General features: G+C 55.6%; 20 protein-coding genes. 9 read left to right on the top strand and 11 right to left on the bottom strand.

Features of this window, described 5'->3' with window-relative positions:
* Positions 1-55: 55 nt before the first annotated feature.
* Positions 56-613, top strand: coding sequence for a GNAT family N-acetyltransferase (locus tag BJF95_RS21120; protein WP_075641455.1), 558 nt, complete (start codon positions 56-58; stop codon positions 611-613).
* Positions 614-634: 21 nt separating this feature from the next.
* Here the strand turns inward: BJF95_RS21120 and BJF95_RS21115 are convergent, their stop codons facing one another.
* The 3 genes from BJF95_RS21115 to acnA form a co-directional block, all read right to left on the bottom strand.
* On the bottom strand, positions 635-1,033 hold the full coding sequence (locus BJF95_RS21115; protein WP_075641454.1) for a DUF2794 domain-containing protein: 399 nt from the start codon (positions 1,031-1,033) through the stop codon (positions 635-637).
* Positions 1,034-1,445: 412 nt separating this feature from the next.
* Positions 1,446-2,237 carry a DUF1223 domain-containing protein gene (locus tag BJF95_RS21110; protein ID WP_075641625.1) on the bottom strand — a complete coding sequence of 264 codons (792 nt, stop codon included), beginning with the start codon at positions 2,235-2,237 and terminating at the stop codon, positions 1,446-1,448.
* Positions 2,238-2,424: 187 nt separating this feature from the next.
* Positions 2,425-5,118, bottom strand: coding sequence for an aconitate hydratase AcnA (acnA, locus tag BJF95_RS21105; protein ID WP_075641453.1), 2,694 nt, complete (start codon positions 5,116-5,118; stop codon positions 2,425-2,427).
* Positions 5,119-5,392: 274 nt separating this feature from the next.
* Here acnA and ccmA point away from each other — a divergent pair, with 274 nt between their 5' ends.
* From ccmA to BJF95_RS21080, 5 genes are all read left to right on the top strand, one after another.
* The gene (gene ccmA / locus BJF95_RS21100; protein WP_075641624.1) at positions 5,393-6,037 is read left to right on the top strand and encodes a heme ABC exporter ATP-binding protein CcmA; all 645 of its coding nucleotides are present in this window, start codon (positions 5,393-5,395) and stop codon (positions 6,035-6,037) included.
* Positions 6,034-6,693: a heme exporter protein CcmB gene (ccmB, locus tag BJF95_RS21095; protein ID WP_075641452.1), complete on the top strand. Its 660-nt coding sequence runs from the start codon at positions 6,034-6,036 to the stop codon at positions 6,691-6,693. The genes ccmA and ccmB overlap by 4 nt, the downstream gene beginning before the upstream one ends.
* A 120-nt stretch (positions 6,694-6,813) precedes the next feature.
* Positions 6,814-7,578: a heme ABC transporter permease gene (locus BJF95_RS21090; protein WP_075641451.1), complete on the top strand. Its 765-nt coding sequence runs from the start codon at positions 6,814-6,816 to the stop codon at positions 7,576-7,578.
* Positions 7,575-7,745 carry a heme exporter protein CcmD gene (gene ccmD / locus BJF95_RS21085; RefSeq protein ID WP_075641450.1) on the top strand — a complete coding sequence of 57 codons (171 nt, stop codon included), beginning with the start codon at positions 7,575-7,577 and terminating at the stop codon, positions 7,743-7,745. Before BJF95_RS21090 ends, ccmD begins: the two co-directional genes overlap by 4 nt.
* A complete protein-coding gene (locus BJF95_RS21080; protein ID WP_075641449.1) occupies positions 7,742-8,341 on the top strand; it encodes a DsbE family thiol:disulfide interchange protein in 600 nt (199 codons plus the stop codon). Before ccmD ends, BJF95_RS21080 begins: the two co-directional genes overlap by 4 nt.
* A gap of 7 nt (positions 8,342-8,348) precedes the next feature.
* On the opposite strand, the gene BJF95_RS21075 is transcribed toward BJF95_RS21080, so the two are convergent.
* The 8 genes from BJF95_RS21075 to BJF95_RS23895 form a co-directional block, all read right to left on the bottom strand.
* Positions 8,349-8,930 (bottom strand): DUF2585 domain-containing protein, encoded by a 582-nt coding sequence (locus tag BJF95_RS21075; RefSeq protein WP_075641448.1) that lies wholly within the window; start codon positions 8,928-8,930, stop codon positions 8,349-8,351.
* Positions 8,927-9,523 (bottom strand): septation protein A, encoded by a 597-nt coding sequence (locus BJF95_RS21070; RefSeq protein ID WP_139317595.1) that lies wholly within the window; start codon positions 9,521-9,523, stop codon positions 8,927-8,929. The genes BJF95_RS21075 and BJF95_RS21070 overlap by 4 nt, the downstream gene beginning before the upstream one ends.
* Before the next feature lie 120 nt (positions 9,524-9,643).
* Positions 9,644-10,969 (bottom strand): signal recognition particle-docking protein FtsY, encoded by a 1,326-nt coding sequence (gene ftsY, locus BJF95_RS21065; RefSeq protein ID WP_075641446.1) that lies wholly within the window; start codon positions 10,967-10,969, stop codon positions 9,644-9,646.
* Positions 10,970-10,988: 19 nt separating this feature from the next.
* Positions 10,989-12,263: a tRNA (N(6)-L-threonylcarbamoyladenosine(37)-C(2))-methylthiotransferase MtaB gene (gene mtaB, locus BJF95_RS21060; protein ID WP_075641445.1), complete on the bottom strand. Its 1,275-nt coding sequence runs from the start codon at positions 12,261-12,263 to the stop codon at positions 10,989-10,991.
* Positions 12,260-13,171, bottom strand: coding sequence for a diaminopimelate epimerase (gene dapF, locus BJF95_RS21055; protein ID WP_075641444.1), 912 nt, complete (start codon positions 13,169-13,171; stop codon positions 12,260-12,262). The genes mtaB and dapF overlap by 4 nt, the downstream gene beginning before the upstream one ends.
* Before the next feature lie 71 nt (positions 13,172-13,242).
* A complete protein-coding gene (locus BJF95_RS21050; RefSeq protein WP_075641443.1) occupies positions 13,243-14,241 on the bottom strand; it encodes an MBL fold metallo-hydrolase in 999 nt (332 codons plus the stop codon).
* Between the two features lie 145 nt (positions 14,242-14,386).
* The gene (locus tag BJF95_RS21045) at positions 14,387-14,773 is read right to left on the bottom strand and encodes a hypothetical protein (protein WP_075641442.1); all 387 of its coding nucleotides are present in this window, start codon (positions 14,771-14,773) and stop codon (positions 14,387-14,389) included.
* Complete coding sequence (locus tag BJF95_RS23895) at positions 14,770-14,976, bottom strand: hypothetical protein (protein WP_075641441.1); 207 nt, start codon at positions 14,974-14,976, stop codon at positions 14,770-14,772. The genes BJF95_RS21045 and BJF95_RS23895 overlap by 4 nt, the downstream gene beginning before the upstream one ends.
* Before the next feature lie 422 nt (positions 14,977-15,398).
* Here BJF95_RS23895 and ffh point away from each other — a divergent pair, with 422 nt between their 5' ends.
* Genes ffh through rpsP form a run of 3 tightly spaced genes read left to right on the top strand, consistent with a single transcriptional unit; the run spans position 15,399 to position 17,741 of the window.
* Entirely contained in the window at positions 15,399-16,976 is a 1,578-nt protein-coding gene (gene ffh / locus BJF95_RS21035; protein WP_075641440.1) for a signal recognition particle protein, read from the top strand.
* A 12-nt stretch (positions 16,977-16,988) separates the two neighbouring features.
* Positions 16,989-17,309 (top strand): chorismate mutase, encoded by a 321-nt coding sequence (locus tag BJF95_RS21030; protein WP_075641439.1) that lies wholly within the window; start codon positions 16,989-16,991, stop codon positions 17,307-17,309.
* A gap of 60 nt (positions 17,310-17,369) precedes the next feature.
* Positions 17,370-17,741: a 30S ribosomal protein S16 gene (gene rpsP / locus BJF95_RS21025; protein ID WP_075641438.1), complete on the top strand. Its 372-nt coding sequence runs from the start codon at positions 17,370-17,372 to the stop codon at positions 17,739-17,741.
* The last annotated feature ends 34 nt before the right edge of the window (positions 17,742-17,775 follow it).

Genomic DNA, 17,775 nt, shown 5'->3' with positions numbered 1-17,775 from the left:
GAGACATCGGCACTTGTGAAAGAGAAGCCACAAGAACAACATAAGCTGCTGAGCCATGACCTTTTCGCTTCGCCCTGCGACCCCCGCCGATATTCCCGCCATTACCGCAATTTATCGGCACTCCGTGCTGAACGGCACCGCCAGCTATGAGATTGCCCCGCCGGACGAGACGGAAATGGCGCAACGCATGGCAACAATTCTGAGCCAGTCCTATCCCTATATTGTCGCGCAAGCGCATGACGGTGCTTTGCTGGGCTATGCTTATGCGGGGCCATTTCGCACACGCCCGGCCTATCGCTGGCTGGTGGAAGATTCGATTTATCTCGCCGCAGATGCCCAAGGCAAAGGCGTTGGCAAGGCTTTGCTGAAAGCCCTGATTGAGCAATGCACCACACTCGGCTTTCGGCAGATGATTGCCGTCATCGGTGGCGCAAGTCCGGCCTCCATTGGTGTACACACACGTCTTGGCTTTACCCATACAGGCGGCATTGCCGGATCCGGCTTCAAAATGGGTCAGTGGCTGGACACGGTGTTCATGCAGATCAGCCTTGGCGAGGGCCAACAGACTTTGCCGGATGAGCAAGCCTATCCGGGAAGCCTGTTCAAGGCTTAGCTTTACCGGCCCTACAGCGCTCTATTCAACCAGCTTCAAAACCTTATCGAACACTTTCAACACCTGTCGCAAATCATGCCCCCGCTTGAGAACCATTCCGTTGGTGTTGATGACGGAAAAGGCCCCCTGCTTGGCGGCAAGCTTTGGATTTTTCTCGATTCGATAGAGCGGCAGCTCGCCGGAGCGCTTGAACACCGAAAACACCGCCTTGTCCCGGAGATGATCCAAAGCGTAATCGCGCCACTCACCTTCACCCACCATCCGCCCGTAGACCCAGAGAATCGCATCAAGTTCTGTGCGATGGAAGGTAACGGGCAAGGGATCATCGGTTTTGCGATATTCCTTAAGATCAATCACAGGCGCTGGGCTGCTTGCCTGCCGCTCGCGGCCCTCACGGGATAAATCCGGCTGATCAGTCATGCTGGCTCCTTCACACGTATGATGACAAACCAGTGACAGTTTGCCTGACGGGCACCAAATTGCAAGTGCCGGAATATGTCCGACAGCACGGCGTGCCATATACGGCGGGCAAAGGTTTAGGGCTTCAGGCAAACCTTACCACTTTTGGATAGATTTTTTTGATATGCCCCAATTTGGTCAAAACAGCGCCCCATTTTTAGAGCCATGTCTGCTTCTGGCGCAGACGCGTCAGGGTCCGGTCTGATGCATTGACCCCTTACCCCCAGCCCCAATGCATTGGCCGGACCCGCTCTTCTCTTCGCGACAGTCAAAACATCAGCCGATGTTTACAAAAAGAGCGGTGTTGGCGATCAATTCGTCAGGCAAACGGCACTGCCAGACCACTTTTAATTTCCCAGCAAGACGCCGAGTCTCACGGTTTATAGTCCGCCGGATTAACAGTCGGCGTTGGCGCAAACACCATGGCGGCACCCAGAATTTTACCCGGATCGCCAGCCGGGGTCGATGATTGCAGCAAAACCGCAAATCCATCACAACCATCGGTGCGCAACACTTTGGCGGGCAGCGAAATATTGACAGCATCACCACGCCACATGCCCACGGATTGAATATCCGTGACACTGTTCAGATAAGTGATGCGCTGCCCCTTGTTCTCACCTTTTAGAACATCAACCTCTTTGCGCCGCTTGAAATAGACCACAACAACATCGGCCTGTCCTTGGCCACTGCCAATATTAACCGCAAGCTCATCGCCGCGAATGTCGGCATTGACCTTGACTGTCAGCCCGTCACCACTGGATTTCAACGTGTCGATTTTGCCAGACAGCGCTTGCGAATCCGTGCCCTTCATTTGCACACGCCCGTTGAGCACGGCTTGCGGTGTATAAACGCCGCTGCGGCCAAAGCTTCTGGCATAGGCATATTGCCGCGCCGTATTGTCGGCAGATCCGAGCGTATCGACCCAACCCCGGTAATTCCAATAGTCCACGTGATAGGCCAGCGCCACAACATCTGGCTGGTTGACAAGGGTCTCAAAGGCACGATCCGCGGGAGGGCAGGAAACGCAGCCTTGCGAGGTGAAAAGCTCAACAACACCCTTCAGCGACCGGCCATCCTGCGCCATTGCGACCGAAAAGCAGACTGAGCCCATGACCATCGTCATGAGCAGCCGTGCCGCAAGTTTCGCAATCTGTGTCAAAACCATCAAAACAAACCTATCATACCGCAGCAGAGAACCCGCAGCGCCATTTTCCGATCGACCAAAGATACGCATAGCACAGATCAATACCAAGTCACGTTGGGGTGAAATCCATCAGTTCCTGATATCGCTTACGAAAAAGCCGCCGGTTGTAACACCGGCGGCCGTTGTTGTTCAAGAATGCCGAGACGGCTTAGGACGCCAGATCGCGCAGAACGGTTTGCAAAATGCCACCATTGTTCATGTAGATCACTTCATCGAGCGTATCGATGCGGCAGATCAGCGGAACATCCTTCACGGTGCCGTCAGCGTAAGTGATCTTGGCAATCTTGGTTTCGCGTGGCTTGATATCGCCTTCGAGACCTTCGATCGTCACGGTTTCGTCGCCCTTCAGGTTGAGGCTGGCCCAGGTGGTGCCTTCCTCAAACACGAAAGGAACAACGCCCATGCCCACCAGGTTGGAGCGGTGAATACGCTCAAACGACTGGGCAATCACGGCGCGAACGCCGAGCAGGTTGGTGCCCTTGGCAGCCCAGTCACGCGACGAGCCGTTGCCATATTCCACGCCCGCAAAGATCACCAGCGGAACGCCAGCTTCCTTGTACTTCATGGCCGCATCGTAAATCGACATTTCTTCCTTGGACGGATATTCGATGGTGTAGCCACCTTCCTTACCGTTTGGTCCAAGCATGTGATTGCGAATACGAATGTTGGCAAACGTGCCGCGCATCATCACTTCGTGGTTACCACGACGGGTACCGTACTGGTTGAAGTCGGCCACGCCAACGCCATGCTCCAGCAGGTAAGCGCCCGCAGGCGAAGCCGCCTTGATGGAGCCAGCTGGCGAGATATGGTCGGTGGTGATCTTGTCGCCGAACAGGCCGAGAACGCGCGCGCCCTCGATGTTCTTGAGACCAGTGCCGGTCTTGCCCATGCCCACGAAGTAAGGTGGGTTCTGAACATAGGTGGAGTTGTCGTCCCAGGCGTAGGTCTGGCCAGCAGGAACCTGAACGGCCTGCCAGTTTTCATCGCCCTTGAACACGTCGGCATACTTGCTTTCATACAGCTCGCGCGTGACGTATTTCAGGATGAATTCCTGAATTTCCTTCGAGGTTGGCCAGATGTCCTTGAGGAACACTGGATTGCCATCCTGATCTTCGCCCAGAGGCTCAGCTGTCAGATCCTTCTGGACCGAACCGGCCAGCGCGTAAGCAACAACCAGCGGCGGAGATGCCAGATAGTTGGCCTGAACGTCCGGCGAGATACGGCCTTCAAAGTTACGGTTGCCCGAAAGCACGCCTGCGGTGATCAGGCCCTTGTCGTTGATGGTCTTGGAGATCGGCGCTGGCAACGGGCCAGAGTTGCCGATGCAGGTGGTGCAGCCGAAACCAACGAGGTTGAAGCCGAGAGCATCGAGCGAGACCTGCAGGCCGGACTTGGCCAGATATTCACCAACCACCTGCGATCCAGGTGCCAGCGATGTCTTGACCCATGGCTTGGACTTCAGACCCTTGGCAACAGCATTGCGTGCCAGAAGGCCAGCTGCAATCAACACGCTCGGGTTGGAGGTGTTGGTGCAAGAGGTGATCGCTGCAATGGCTACATCGCCATGACCGAGATCGAAGTCAGTGCCTTCAACCGCGTAACGGTTGTTGAGCTGGCCAGGCTTCTTGTAATCGCCTTCCAGCGCCGTTGCGAAGTTTGGTGCAATGGTTTCCAAAGGCAAGCGGCCTTCCGGACGCTTTGGACCGGCCATGGATGGTACAACGTCGCCAAGGTCAAGTTCCAGCGTGTCGGTGAACACCAGTTCAGCGCCATCGCCATCACGCCACATGCCCTGCGCCTTGGAATAGGCTTCAACCAGGGCAATCCGGTCCTTGGTGCGGCCAGACATGGTGAGGTAGTTGATGGTTTCGCCATCAACCGGGAAGAAGCCGCATGTTGCGCCATATTCTGGGCCCATGTTGCCAATGGTGGCGCGGTCAGCCAAAGACATCGAATCCAGGCCGGGGCCAAAGAATTCAACGAACTTGGACACAACGCCCTTCTTGCGCAGCATTTGCACAACGGTCAGCACGAGGTCGGTGGCGGTGACGCCTTCCTTGACCTTGCCAGTCAGCTTGAAGCCGATAACTTCCGGCAACAGCATGGAAACCGGCTGGCCAAGCATGGCCGCTTCCGCTTCGATACCGCCCACGCCCCAGCCCAACACGCCCAGACCATTGATCATGGTGGTGTGGCTGTCGGTGCCAACGCAAGTGTCAGGATAGGCCGTGGTTTCGCCGTCTTCGTCCTTGGTCCAGACCGTCTGGCCGAGGTATTCGAGGTTCACCTGGTGACAGATGCCGGTGCCCGGAGGAACAACGCGGAAGTTTTTGAACGCCTGCTGGCCCCACTTGAGGAAGCGGTAGCGCTCGCCGTTGCGCTCATATTCCAGCTCAACGTTGCGGGCAAAAGCGGTTGGCGTGCCGAATTCGTCAACGATAACCGAGTGGTCGATGACGAGGTCAACAGGAACCAGCGGGTTGATCTTTTCAGGATCGCCACCAAGGTTGACCATCGCGTCGCGCATGGCAGCAAGGTCAACCACGGCAGGAACGCCGGTGAAGTCCTGCATCAGCACACGGGCCGGACGGTAAGCGATTTCGTTGCCAGCGGTGCCCTTGTCAACGAGCCAGGCAGCCACGTTTTCAATGTCGGCCTTGGTGACGGAACGGCCGTCTTCGTTGCGCAGCAGGTTCTCCAGCAGAACCTTCATGGAGTAAGGCAGCTTGGAAACGCCAGCCAGACCGTTTGCCTCGGCCTTCGGGATACTGAAATAGACATAGTCCTTACCGTCGACGGTAAGCGTCGACCGGCAATTAAAGCTGTCAAGTGACTTGGACAAGGTAGAACCCCGCTGAATACTGATAGCCAACACATACGTGCGGACGCCTATGCACTTCATGCACATCAGGATGCGGGTACGACCATTTCCGCTGTCCGCCCGTGAAAATCGCTTTACGCAAACTTCAAGTTCGGCTCTAGGATGATGAACACGCCGGTCGCTGGCGTGGTTGCAGGTCTTATAGATAATTTCTAAGAACTGTTCCAGAGTGTAGAACAGCCAAATGGCACAATTTTTTAAAGGCACTAAAGCTTTGCTAAACAAGAAGCAAATGATGCAGTTGAAAGCCGAGAATTTGTCGGCAAAACGCGGGGAAGACCTGCTGTTTCGAAAGCTCAACTTTTGCGTCAACAGCGGTGAAGCCCTGGTGCTGACGGGCCGAAATGGCTCGGGAAAATCCACACTGCTGCGGGTGGTAGCCGGATTTATCCGCCCCGAAAGTGGCAAAGTCACATTTCAATCGCAAGGCACCGAATCACGCCCGGCGAGAGAGGCCTGCCATTATCTTGGCCATCGCAATGGCATGAAGGCAGAGCTAAGTGTGTCTGAAAACTTGCATTTCTGGAAAGACTTCCTTGGCGGTTTTGAGGGTGGCACAGGTTTGAGCATTGAAGAGGCCGCAGACGTGATCGGCCTCTCCTCCATCACCCATCTGCCTTACGGCTATCTCTCGGCTGGTCAGCAACGCCGGTTTGCCATGGCCCGCCTGCTGGTGGCCTATCGGCCGGTCTGGATTCTCGACGAGCCAACTGCCGCCCTTGATGCCAAAGCCGACGCCATGTTTTCCGCCATGGTGCGCAATCATTTGAGAAGCGGCGGCATGGCCTTGGCCGCAACCCATCAGCCGCTTGGGCTAGACAACGCCCAGCAATTGGAGATGCGCGGATTTGAGTTTGATGATCTGGAGGAGATGGTGTGATCGCCCTTTTCCTTCGCGACCTCAAACTCTCCATGCGCGCCGGTGGCGGAGCGCTGATTGGCGTTTTGTTTTTCCTCACGGTCGTTGCCGTCATTCCCTTTGGTGTGGGGCCGGATATGAACCTGCTCGCGCGCATCGGTCCTGCCATTGTCTGGATTGGGGCGCTGCTGGCAGCGCTTTTGGGGCTGGATCGGCTGTTTCAGGCCGACCGTGACGACGGTTCGCTGGATCTCTTGTTGATGCAGGAAGCGCCGCTGGTGCTCACCGTCTTCATCAAATGCCTTGCCCATTGGACGGCCACCAGCCTGCCGCTGGTGATCGCCTCGCCGCTGATGGGCCTGTTTATGAATATGAATGAAGTGTCGATTGGTGCCGTGATGCTGACCCTGCTGGTTGGCTCTCCAGCGATCACCTTCATTGGGGCGGCGGGGGCGGCTGTGGCGGTGGCGCTGCCGCGCGGTGGCTTGCTGGTCTCCATCCTGGTCTTGCCGCTTTCCATTCCGGTGCTGATTTTTGGTGTCAGCGCCTCCTATGCTGCCGTCGAGGAGCCAGCACCCTTCTTGCCGCCATTTTTGTTTCTGTGCGCGCTGACCTTGTTTTTTGCCGTCATTGGCCCGCTTGCCGCGGCATTGGCATTGCGAAATACCGCCGATTGATCTGTGCCAAGAGGCAGTCATGAAAAGAGTGTAAGACCAACACAGAAGACTGATAGGATATAACTACTCAAGATTGCAAATTTCAATTGCCGCAACGAAGATCTCACGATAAAAGGCAACATGACCGAAACAAGCCTCGCCATCACCAAGCTTTCCGATCTCGCCAACCCAACCCGGTTTCTGGCGCTGGTGCGCATTGTGCTGCCCTGGATGGTCGGCATCACCGCCCTTCTGTTTGCCATTGGGCTTTACCTCAGCTTCACCTCGGAAAGCGATTATCAGCAAGGCGATACGGTGCGGATCATGTATATCCACGTGCCTGCCGCGTGGCTGTCGATGATGTGCTACACCGTCATGGCCATCTCGGCCATTGGCACACTGGTCTGGCGTCATCCGTTGGCCGATGTGGCCCATAAGGCCGCAGCACCCATTGGTGCCGCCTTCACGCTGATTGCCTTGGTCACCGGCTCGCTCTGGGGCAGGCCCATGTGGGGCACATGGTGGGTGTGGGATGCGCGCCTGACCTCGGTTTTCGTGCTGTTTTTAATGTATCTGGGGCTGATTGCGCTCAACCGCGCCATGGATGATCCCTCCAAAGCGGCCCGCGTCAGTGCAGTCTTGATTCTGGTGGGCTTCGTCAACATTCCGATTATCAAATTCTCGGTGGAATGGTGGAACACGCTGCATCAACCCGCCAGCATCCTCCGCATGGGCGGATCGGCGGTTGATCCGGCCTTTCTCAAGCCGTTGCTGGTGATGGCGATTGCCGCAACGCTGCTGTTTTTCACCCTACACATGGCGGCCATGCGCAACGAAATCTGGCGACGTCGCATTGCCGCCCAACGCAGAATGGCCGCGCGCAAAGCCGGGCAGGACGACACATGAGCCATTACGCTTTTTACATCAACACGTCATACGGGGCGGCTGGCCTGATTGTGCTCTGTCTCATCGCCTGGGTCTTTCTGGATGGCCGAGCACGACAAAAAGAACTGAAAGCGCTCGAAGCCTCCGGCATTCGCCGCCGCTCCAGCGCGGACAAGGCCAGCTCATGAGCGATAACAGCCCTCCAGAGCCGCGCAAAAGCGCATTATCACGCTATGGCGTAGCCGCCATTCCGCTTTTGGTGTTTGCCGCCATTGTCGGCATTGCCGGAAAAATGCTCTATGATCAAGATGTCAACGGCAAGAATATAGCCGAGATTCCCTCAGCCCTGATTGGCACCAAGGCCCCGTCGCTGAACCTGCCGCCGCTTGCCGGTGCCAGCCTGCCAGCGCTGACCAGTGCGGCCATTTCAGGCAAGCTCACGCTGGTCAATATCTTTGCCTCGTGGTGTGTGCCTTGCCGCGATGAACACCCGTTTTTGAAAGAATTGAGCAAAGACCCGCGCATTCAAATCGTCGCCATCAATTACAAGGACAAGAGCGATAACGCGCTGCGCTTCCTTGGCGAATTGGGCAATCCCTACAAGGCAATCGGCATTGATCCCAACGGCAAGGCGGCGATTGACTGGGGCGTCTATGGTATCCCGGAAAGCTACCTTGTCGCACCGGATGGCACGATTGTTTATAAGCGCGTGGGGCCTTTTGATGCCCAGTCCATTGAACAGGGGTTGTTGCCCGCCATCGACAAAGTGCTGGCGAAAAAATAGGGCTCTCTTAAAGCGCGCCCTGCCACGCCTTGATCGCATCCACCGGCCACACCAGCATCAGCACATTCAAGGTGAGATTGTCGCGGATGAGGTAGCCGGTGAGGAGCTCAAACACCAGCGCAATCGCAATGGTCAGCCAGATCGGCGCGCGAGAGGCAAACAAAAAGCCCAGCGCCATAAACACCGTATCCATGGCCGAGTTGAGAATGCTGTCACCTGCATAGCCAACGGCCATGGTGCTGTCGCGGTAACGATCAATGATGATCGGCGAGTTTTCCAGCAATTCCCATGCGGCTTCGATCAGGGTGGCCAGAGTCAGGCGCTGACCAAACGAGCCTTTTCGCAACACCAGCCAGCCAAGGCCATAAAACAGAAAGCCGTGAATGATGTGCGACGGCGTATACCAATCGGCCAGATGCTGGGAATTGCCCGGCGTGTTCACGCCCGGCTCAAACAGCTTGATGTATCCGCAGGAGCAAATCCAGATCCGCCCCATAAAATGCTCAGCCACCACCTGAACAATGAGGATGATCAGCGGGATAAACAGCCAGAAAGAAGCCGCCTGATGAGGCTTTGCGGTTGGGTTCACTTGCCGCTCTCGTCTGTCTTGTTTTCCAAAGAATGTTTCATAATCAATGGCATCTGCGCCAGAGTGAAAATGATGGTGATGGGCATGGTGCCCCAAACCTTGAAATTCACCCAGACTTCATCGGAAAAATTGCGCCACACAGCTTCATTCAGCACCGAGAGAAACAGAAAGAAAATGCCCCAACGAAGGGTGAGCTTTCTCCAGCCCTCATCATCGAGCTGAAATGCGGCATTGAACACATAGCCCAGAAGTGAGCGGCCAAAGAACAGGCCACCCAGCAGCACCACGCCAAACAGCGCATTCACGATGGTGGGTTTCATCTTGATAAACGTCTCGTCCTGAAGCCAGATCGACAGCGAGCCGAAAATCAGCACCACAATGCCGGACACAAAAGGCATGATCGGCAAATGCTTGAAGACAATCTTGGAGACGATCAGCGACAACACGGTGGCCGCCATAAACAGCGCCGTGGCAATCAACAGTGGCCCGCCTACCGCCGTCAGTGCCGGAAATTGTTTGGCAAGCCATTCCCCACGCAAATTGCCAAAGAAAAACACCAGCAATGGCCCCAGCTCCAACACCATTTTTAGCATCGGATTGTGTTTCTCTGTTTCACTTGGTTGCTGGCTTTTTTCGATCACGGTTTTCACACTCTTTGGCTTCTTGGCTTCAAATTGTCTTATCAAAGATTACGTCGATTTACGGACCAAATTCTATGCGTTTACACCGGCAATGGCGCGGGCAAAATCTTCGGCCTCAAACGGCTCCAGATCATCCACGCCCTCGCCAACGCCAATGAAATAGACCGGCAATTTATGCTTGGCAGCAATGGCCACCAAAATACCACCGCGCGCCGTGCCATCCAGCTTGGTCATCACCAAACCGTTGACGCCGGCGATATTGCGGAAAATCTCCACCTGATTCATGGCATTCTGGCCGGTGGTGGCATCCAGCGTCTGCAACACCGTATGCGGTGCATCGGGATCAAGCTTGCCCAGCACACGGACAATCTTTTCCAGCTCGGCCATCAGCTCGGTCTTGTTTTGCAAGCGGCCAGCGGTGTCGATGATCAGCACGTCAGATTTTTCGGCCTTTGCCTTTTCGAACGCATCATAGGCCAAGCCCGCCGCATCAGCCCCGAGTTTGGTGCCAATAAAGCCGGAGCCGGTGCGATCAGCCCAGATTTTCAGCTGTTCAATGGCAGCGGCACGGAAAGTGTCGCCCGCCGCCAGCATCACCTTGAGGCCGGAACCAGAGAGCTTGGCGGCCAGCTTGCCAATGGTGGTGGTTTTGCCGGTGCCATTCACACCCACCACCAGAATAACATGCGGCTTGTGGTTGAGATCCAGCGCCAGCGGCTTGGCCACCGGCTTAAGCACCTTGACGATTTCCGAGGCCATGATCCGGGTCACATCCTCCCCGGTGACATCCTTGCCGTAACGTTCACTGGAGAGTGCGCCGGTGACCCGCATCGCGGTTTCCACGCCAAGATCGGCCTGAATCAGCAAATCTTCCAGCTCTTCCAGCGTGTCATCATCCAGCTTGCGCTTGGTAAACAGGGCGGCAATCTGCCCGGTCAGCTGCGAGGAGGTGCGAAACAGGCCTGCTTTGAGGCGCTGGAACCAGCTCAGTTTTTCCTGCGGCACTTCCGGTTCCGGCGCAACCACGGTGGAGGTAGAAAAGCCCTTTGGCAACGCAATCTCTTTGGCTGGCTCATCATTAACCAGCTCCGCAGAGGAAGACGCATCTGTCGATTGAGCCTCTTCCATTTCCAGCAGCGCCATTGGCACGACGTCCAGATCATCCGAATCCGGCTCAACGCGCTCAACTGCCACATCGCTGGCCGGACCACCTGCGGTTTCCATCTCTTCCGGCAGCACCGGGTCAGTGACCACGGGAACGTCGGGGGTACGCTGCTTCGGCAGACTGGCAGCCGCAACGGCTTCGCGTTCTTCCGCCGTCAATTCCTCGACAACCACCGCATCGGTGGATTTCTCCGAGCTGAAGGTGAAGACTTTTTTGAAGAAACCGATGGCCATGGGTCTTGCTTTTCTTTGATCAGGCCGCAACAGGGCTTGCGGGTTCAAGTGTCAGGTGACGGCCATTGTGACCGGAAATGTTAGCCTCGATAAGCGCTCCGGGCTGATAACCCGGCACCGCCACGAGGGTGAAGTCTTCGCTATGAGCCAATTCATTGCGCTCCACCAGCAGCTTTTGGCGTGTTCCCACCAAACCCTGCAAATGGTTGCTGTGCAGTTTTTCAGCCATAGCCCGCAAAGCGGCCGCCCGCTGTTTGACCACGGCCCGATCGAGCTGCGGCATTTTTGCAGCCGGTGTGCCAGGGCGCGGGCTGTAGGGAAAAACATGCAAATGCGCAATGCCGATCTCTTCCGCAAGCCGCGCAGAATTTTGCGCCATCTCTTCCGTCTCGGTCGGAAAACCAGCGATCATATCCGCACCAAAGCTGAAATCGGGGCGAAGGGCGCGCACCTGTTTGGCAAATGCAAGCGCATCCGCGCTCGAATGCCGCCGCTTCATCCGCTTCAAAATCATATCATCGCCATGCTGCAAAGACAGATGCAGATGCGGCATAAAGCGCGGCTCTTCAGCAATCAAATCGAAAAGATGCTGATCCACCTCAATACTGTCGATGGAGGATAACCTTAGCCGGGTAATTTCCGGCACTTGCTTCAAGAGTGTCTTGGCCAAAAGCCCAAGCGTCGGTGTTCCCGGAAGGTCCGCGCCATAGCTGGTGGCATCCACGCCGGTGAGCACCACTTCAATATAGCCGCTTTCCACCAATTTGCGGGCCTGCTCCACCACAGCCCCCATGGGGACGGAACGGGAATTGCCGCGTCCAAACGGAATGATGCAGAATGTGCAGCGATGATCACAACCGTTTTGCACCTGCAAAAACCCGCGCACATGGCCATCAATATGGGCCACCATTTGCGGTGCGGTTTCCGTGACACTCATAATGTCGTTGACGCGCAGCTTTTCCTCAGAGGCCACGCCGAAATCCGGTAGAGCGCGATAGTGTTCGGCCTTGAGCTTTTCCTCATTGCCCAGCACCATATCCACTTCCGCCATGGCGGCAAAGCCAGCGGCATCCGTCTGGGCCGCACAGCCGGTGACAATAATCCGCGCTTCTGGATTTTCCCGCCGTGCGCGGCGAATGGCTTGGCGCGCTTGCCGCACCGCCTCGCCCGTCACAGCACAGGTGTTGACCAGAATGGCGTTGTTGAGGCCAGCCTTAGCCGCCTCGGCCTTCATCACTTCCGATTCATAGGTGTTGAGACGACAGCCGAAGGTGATGACATCAATGCCGCTCACGAGCCTGATGCCTCGCTCAAAACCTCATCGCTACGTTGCCATGCTCCGGTAACAGGATCGAGTTGGCCCGACCATTCCCATTCCGCAGCCCCGGTCATGATGACGTGGTTGTCGCGCTCGCGCCACTCGATGGTCAGGGCTTGTTGATTGGGGCTGGAGGCCACCGTGATCACCACCTTACGCTCCGTGCGCCCGGTGCGGGCACCCGAGACACCCGCCGAGCAGGCCGCAGAGCCACAAGCCAGCGTCAACCCGGCCCCACGCTCCCAGGTGCGGGTGATCATGGTGGATTTCGATGTCACCTGCGCCAGCGTGATATTGGCCTTTTCCGGAAACATCGGATGATTTTCCAAAAGCGGCCCAAATCGCTCCAGATCGTAGCTCATCGGGTCACGATCCACCCAGAAGATCGCATGGGGATTGCCCATCGACATAACCGATGGCGAATGCAAAATCGGTGCATCAATCGGCCCGATCTGCAATTCAATCCGGCTGGTGTCATGAAATTCTTCCGAGAGCGGAATTTTATTCCACTCAAACACCGGCGTGCCCATATCCACCGAGATCGACCCATCTTCATGCTCAACAGCATTGAGAATGCCCGCCAGCGTCTGGAAGGTAAAAGCCTTCAAGCCCGTTTCGGCTGATAAAGCCTGCACCACGCAGCGGGTGCCATTGCCACAGGCCTGCGCCCGCGTGCCATCGCAATTGATAATGTCGATATAGGCAAAAGTGCCATCCAGCTTCGGATCATGGATCGCCATGATCTGATCGAAATTGGTGGCGGGGTCTTGTGCCAGTGCAATGGCAGCTTCCGGCGTCACGGGTTTGGTTTGGCCACGCATGTCAACAACCAGAATCTTGTTTCCAAGTCCGTTCATCTTTGCAAATTCGACCAAATTGCCCATGGGCTCCACTTTCTTAGCGCGTTTCAGCGCTATATGGCGGAATTCAACCAGAATTACCAGTCTTTGCCACTCTACCTTATAATCGGCACATCGAAAACCTCACCAGCCCGCAAAGGCCGAAAACGTTCCTGTGCTATACCCGCTTTGGAAAGTGCCTCTGCCAGATGCTCTACCGGCTCCATCATCGGCTCGTCGGTGAGCTGAAAGGTTGCGAAGTGATGGCCAACAGCAAAAGCGGCTTTGCACAGTTGAAAGCCTTCCACCGCCTCTTCCGGATTCTGATGCTGGCCGCGCATGAACCAGCGCGGCTCATAGGCCCCGATCGGCAAAATCGCCAAACGAAAATCACCATATTTCTCAGTGGCAGCGCGGTAATTGATGCCATCATGAAAGCCAGTGTCGCCAATATGATAGATGCGCCCCACCGGGGTCGAGATCACAAACGCCGCCCACAGCGCCATGCAGCGGTCATTCATACCGCGTGCCGACCAGTGATGGCTCGGCTCGGCGGTGATCCGCACCCCATCGGCAACCTCAATATGATCACCCCAATCCACCACCCGGATATTCGCAAGCGGCACCGATTTATGGATGATTCGGTCATTGCCCAAAGGCGTGATAAACAGCGGATGAAAAGCGTGATGCAGCCGATCAAGCGTTTTGATGTCGAGATGGTCATAATGATTGTGCGTCACCAGCACGATATCAATCGGCGGCAGGTCTTCAAACCGCACCCCCGGCTCCACCACCCGCTTTGGCCCCGCAAAAGACACCGGACTGACCCGCTCTTGCCAGACCGGATCCAACAGAATGTTCAGCCCACACACCTGAACAAGCATGGAGGCATGACCAATCATCGTCACCCGCAACCCATCACCCTCAACGTGCGAAGAAGGCTTGGCCGCGCCCACAGGCAAATCGATCCGCTTGGGCCATCGAGATTTTTGCCCATTCAATTTCCAGCGCAGCACTTGCGAAAATCCCAGCGGCAACACCCCGCCGGGATTGTAAAAGCGCGTTCCGTCAAAATGGTCTGAGACCGTGCCGGAAAAGTAAGGGTTTTTTGCCATGAATTTTGATTGCTCTTGCAAAGAGGTGACTGCACAGTCCTGGCAATCAGATAGGATTAATCCCGGTAATTAAAAGCTCGGAAGTGACGAAATGCTCAGCAAATACGGGTGACGTTGACCGGCTTAACCAACGTCACCATTTCCATCACGAGCGCTGAGTTCTTGGAACCAAAGCACGCAGCTTATCAAGTGAATGGCATGTATTGTTTAGGTGCGCGTGCGCACTCAAGTAACCATTTAATGGCTCAATGATGTCTGAATCGTCCACATTGCCCGAAGCATACGCGACAGCCTGATTAAATTCGTGCTGCACATCATATCCGCAATTATTAAGTACCTGTTTAAAGACTTTACCGTCAAACATGGTCCGCAACTCGCTCAAGGTCGCAATCATGGAGCAACTTAATTTCCTGACATCGTCGTCACTTACACTAGCTGTACTCACAGAGTAGCGCTGAAGCGCCTCATCCGCCTTGATCCAAGCTTCATCAACAAGAGAAGCCGGTAAACTATATACATCCAAATCCGTCAAATCGCAGTCCTCTCACTTAAAAGCTCGCGTCCTTTATTGAGGAAGTATTCCGCTATATCCCTATCAACAATATACACTGCCGCACGTCGTTCAATTTCATCCAGAGAACGATATCTCTCTTGAGATAAAAGTTCAGACAAATATTCATCTGCCTCAGCCATTGATGAAATTTTGTAAGATTGAATACTTGAAATATTTTCCATTTCCTGCCCCTTCACTTAACTACAGTTCGTACGTGGGAATTAAAAGACAGAATTTCAACTGTAGATTTCAAGAAAGGGACATTTTTTTGATTTTAATCCTAAAATTACAAAGAAATACCAGAGCAAGAGGATCCACATCGTGATGTCGGCTACTTTCACTCCAAGAAACCGAGCTTCGGCAACAAATCGGCATTTTTCTTGACTCTGCGGCCAAAATCCTGTTTACCCCTGCCAAATCTGCGAAGAGATAAGACTCCGAGCCGCCGACCGGGACCCGAAAAGGTATAAAGAGTTCCCGGAGGTCAACACCCGACAGCGCGATGCGCCCTCGGGTGTCGTTGGGCTTTGCGTCTTGTTTTTTTCAACGAAACACACAAAGTTTCAAAAGCAGCCAACACTTTTGAAACAATGAGGAAGATGCGATGTTTGATAACCTGCAGGACCGCCTTGGTTCCATTCTGAATGGACTGACCGGCCGTGGCTCGCTCTCCGAGGCTGATGTCTCGGCGGCGCTGCGGGAGGTTCGCCGTGCTCTGCTGGAAGCCGACGTCGCCCTCGAAGTTGTGCGCAGCTTTACCGACAAGGTGCGCGAAAAGGCCGTTGGTGCGGCTGTGCTCAAGTCCATCAAGCCCGGGCAGATGGTCGTCAAGATCGTTCATGATGAGCTGGTGGAGATGTTGGGCACTGAAGGCGTGGGCATTGATTTGCACGCTGCCGCCCCCGTTGTGATCATGATGGTGGGTCTGCAAGGCTCGGGTAAAACCACCACCACCGGCAAGATTGCCAAGCGCCTCACCGATCGTGATCGCAAAAAAGTGCTGATGGCCTCGCTGGACACCCGCCGTCCGGCAGCGCAGGAACAATTGCGCCAATTGGGCGTGCAGACCGGCATTGATACCCTGCCGATCATTGCAGGCCAATCGCCCACCGATATTGCCAGCCGCGCCGTACAGGCCGCAAAGCTGGGCGGCCATGATGTCGTGATTCTCGACACCGCAGGCCGCACGCATATTGATGAGCCCTTGATGGTCGAAATGGCCGACATCAAGAAGAACGCCAAGCCACACGAAATTCTGCTGGTGGCCGATGCGCTGACCGGTCAGGACGCCGTCAATCTGGCGCGCAATTTTGATGAACGCGTGGGCATCACCGGCCTTGTGCTGACCCGTATGGATGGCGATGGCCGCGGCGGTGCAGCGCTCTCCATGCGCGCCGTCACCGGCAAGCCGATCAAGCTGATCGGTATTGGCGAGCGCATGAACGAGCTGGATGAATTTCATCCGCGCCGTATTGCCGACCGTATTCTGGGCATGGGCGACATTGTTTCGCTGGTGGAAAAAGCCGCCGAGAATATTGATGCCGAAAAAGCCAAGGCCATGGCCGAAAAAATGGCCAAGGGCAAGTTTGACCTCAACGACCTTGCCGACCAGCTGCGCCAGATGCAGAAAATGGGCGGCATGGGCGGCATTATGGGTCTGATGCCGGGCATGGCTGGCATGAAAGATAAGGTGGCAGCCGCCGGGTTGGATGACAAGATGTTTGGCCGTCAGATCGCCATCATCTCGTCGATGACCAAGGCCGAACGCTCGAACCCGGATATTCTCAAGCATTCCCGCAAAAAGCGTATTGCGGCAGGCTCCGGCACGGATGCCTCCGAGATCAACAAGCTTTTGAAAATGCACCGCCAGATGGCCGACATGATGAAAATGATGGGCGGCAAAAAGGGCGGCGGCATGATGAAGCAGCTGATGGGCGGCCTTGCTGGCAAAATGGGTCTGGGCGGCGGAATGGGCGGCATGCCTGATCTGTCCGGCATGGACCCCAAGCAGCTGGAAGCCCTTGCAAAGCAGGCTGAAGCGGCTGGCATCAAACCACCTCCTGGCCTTGGTGGGGCAGGTCTTGGTGGCATGGGTGGTGGTCTTCCCGGCCTGGGTGGTGGAAAATTACCGGGTCTTGGTGGAGGGTTTCCGGGCCTTCCCGGCCTCCCAAAGAAGAAGTGAGGATAGACACTGATGATTGATCCCGCCATCAAACAGGAATTATCCGGCTACCGCCAGTCGATCGACAATATCGATGCGGCATTGGTTCACATGCTGGCCGAGCGTTTTCGCTGCACCCAGGCTGTGGGCGTGCTGAAAGCCAAATACGATTTACCGCCTGCCGATCCGGCACGCGAGGAATACCAGATTGAACGTCTGCGGCGCTTGGCCAACGACGCGCAGCTGGACCCGGATTTTGCTGAGAAGTTTTTGAACTTCATCATCAAGGAAGTCATCCGGCATCATGAAGCCATCGCTGCTGAACACGGCAGCAATACCCAACAGACCGCCTGACGGCGGCCTCAACAAACACCGATCATCAAAGATGATCGTATAAAAACCTAGGAGTTACCCATGTCCCTGAAAATTCGTCTTGCTCGCGGCGGTTCCAAGAAGCGTCCTTACTACCAGATCGTTATTGCTGACGCTCGCTCGCCTCGCGACGGCCGCTTCCTTGAAAAGGTTGGTTCCTGGAACCCAATGCTCGGCAAGGACGCTGAAAAGCGCGTTGAGCTGGACGCCGACCGCATCAAGGAATGGCTCGCAAAGGGCGCACAGCCTACAGACCGCGTTTTGAAGTTTTTGGCCGAAGCTGGTCTGGCTGAACGCGCAGCGCGCAGCAACCCTGAAAAGGCAAAGCCAGGCAAGCGCGCTCTTGAGCGTCTGGCTGAGAAGAAGCAGAAGGCTGATGCTCTTGCTGCTGCAACAGCTGAAGCTGCTGAATAATTTGTAGCCAAGATTTAAAAAGCGGGCAGCATGG

The organism is Rhizobium oryziradicis, assembly GCF_001939045.1.
Classification (GTDB): domain Bacteria; phylum Pseudomonadota; class Alphaproteobacteria; order Rhizobiales; family Rhizobiaceae; genus Allorhizobium; species Allorhizobium oryziradicis.
Note: the sequence above shows the minus strand (reverse complement) of the source record. Positions and strands in the feature narration are given on the sequence as shown.

What these genes read in the sequence shown, in the direction of transcription:
- BJF95_RS21080 (WP_075641449.1), top strand. Translation starts at nt 7,742, where the DNA reads ATGAGCGATAACAGCCCTCCAGAGCCGCGCAAAAGCGCATTATCACGC.
- BJF95_RS21070 (WP_139317595.1), bottom strand. Translation starts at nt 9,523, where the DNA reads ATGCTAAAAATGGTGTTGGAGCTGGGGCCATTGCTGGTGTTTTTCTTT.
- BJF95_RS21030 (WP_075641439.1), top strand. Translation starts at nt 16,989, where the DNA reads ATGATTGATCCCGCCATCAAACAGGAATTATCCGGCTACCGCCAGTCG.
- BJF95_RS21050 (WP_075641443.1), bottom strand. Translation starts at nt 14,241, where the DNA reads ATGGCAAAAAACCCTTACTTTTCCGGCACGGTCTCAGACCATTTTGAC.
- BJF95_RS23895 (WP_075641441.1), bottom strand. Translation starts at nt 14,976, where the DNA reads ATGGAAAATATTTCAAGTATTCAATCTTACAAAATTTCATCAATGGCT.
- BJF95_RS21090 (WP_075641451.1), top strand. Translation starts at nt 6,814, where the DNA reads ATGACCGAAACAAGCCTCGCCATCACCAAGCTTTCCGATCTCGCCAAC.
- BJF95_RS21110 (WP_075641625.1), bottom strand. Translation starts at nt 2,237, where the DNA reads ATGGTTTTGACACAGATTGCGAAACTTGCGGCACGGCTGCTCATGACG.
- dapF (WP_075641444.1), bottom strand. Translation starts at nt 13,171, where the DNA reads ATGGGCAATTTGGTCGAATTTGCAAAGATGAACGGACTTGGAAACAAG.
- ccmA (WP_075641624.1), top strand. Translation starts at nt 5,393, where the DNA reads ATGCAGTTGAAAGCCGAGAATTTGTCGGCAAAACGCGGGGAAGACCTG.
- rpsP (WP_075641438.1), top strand. Translation starts at nt 17,370, where the DNA reads ATGTCCCTGAAAATTCGTCTTGCTCGCGGCGGTTCCAAGAAGCGTCCT.
- ccmD (WP_075641450.1), top strand. Translation starts at nt 7,575, where the DNA reads ATGAGCCATTACGCTTTTTACATCAACACGTCATACGGGGCGGCTGGC.
- BJF95_RS21115 (WP_075641454.1), bottom strand. Translation starts at nt 1,033, where the DNA reads ATGACTGATCAGCCGGATTTATCCCGTGAGGGCCGCGAGCGGCAGGCA.
- BJF95_RS21120 (WP_075641455.1), top strand. Translation starts at nt 56, where the DNA reads ATGACCTTTTCGCTTCGCCCTGCGACCCCCGCCGATATTCCCGCCATT.
- ffh (WP_075641440.1), top strand. Translation starts at nt 15,399, where the DNA reads ATGTTTGATAACCTGCAGGACCGCCTTGGTTCCATTCTGAATGGACTG.
- ftsY (WP_075641446.1), bottom strand. Translation starts at nt 10,969, where the DNA reads ATGGCCATCGGTTTCTTCAAAAAAGTCTTCACCTTCAGCTCGGAGAAA.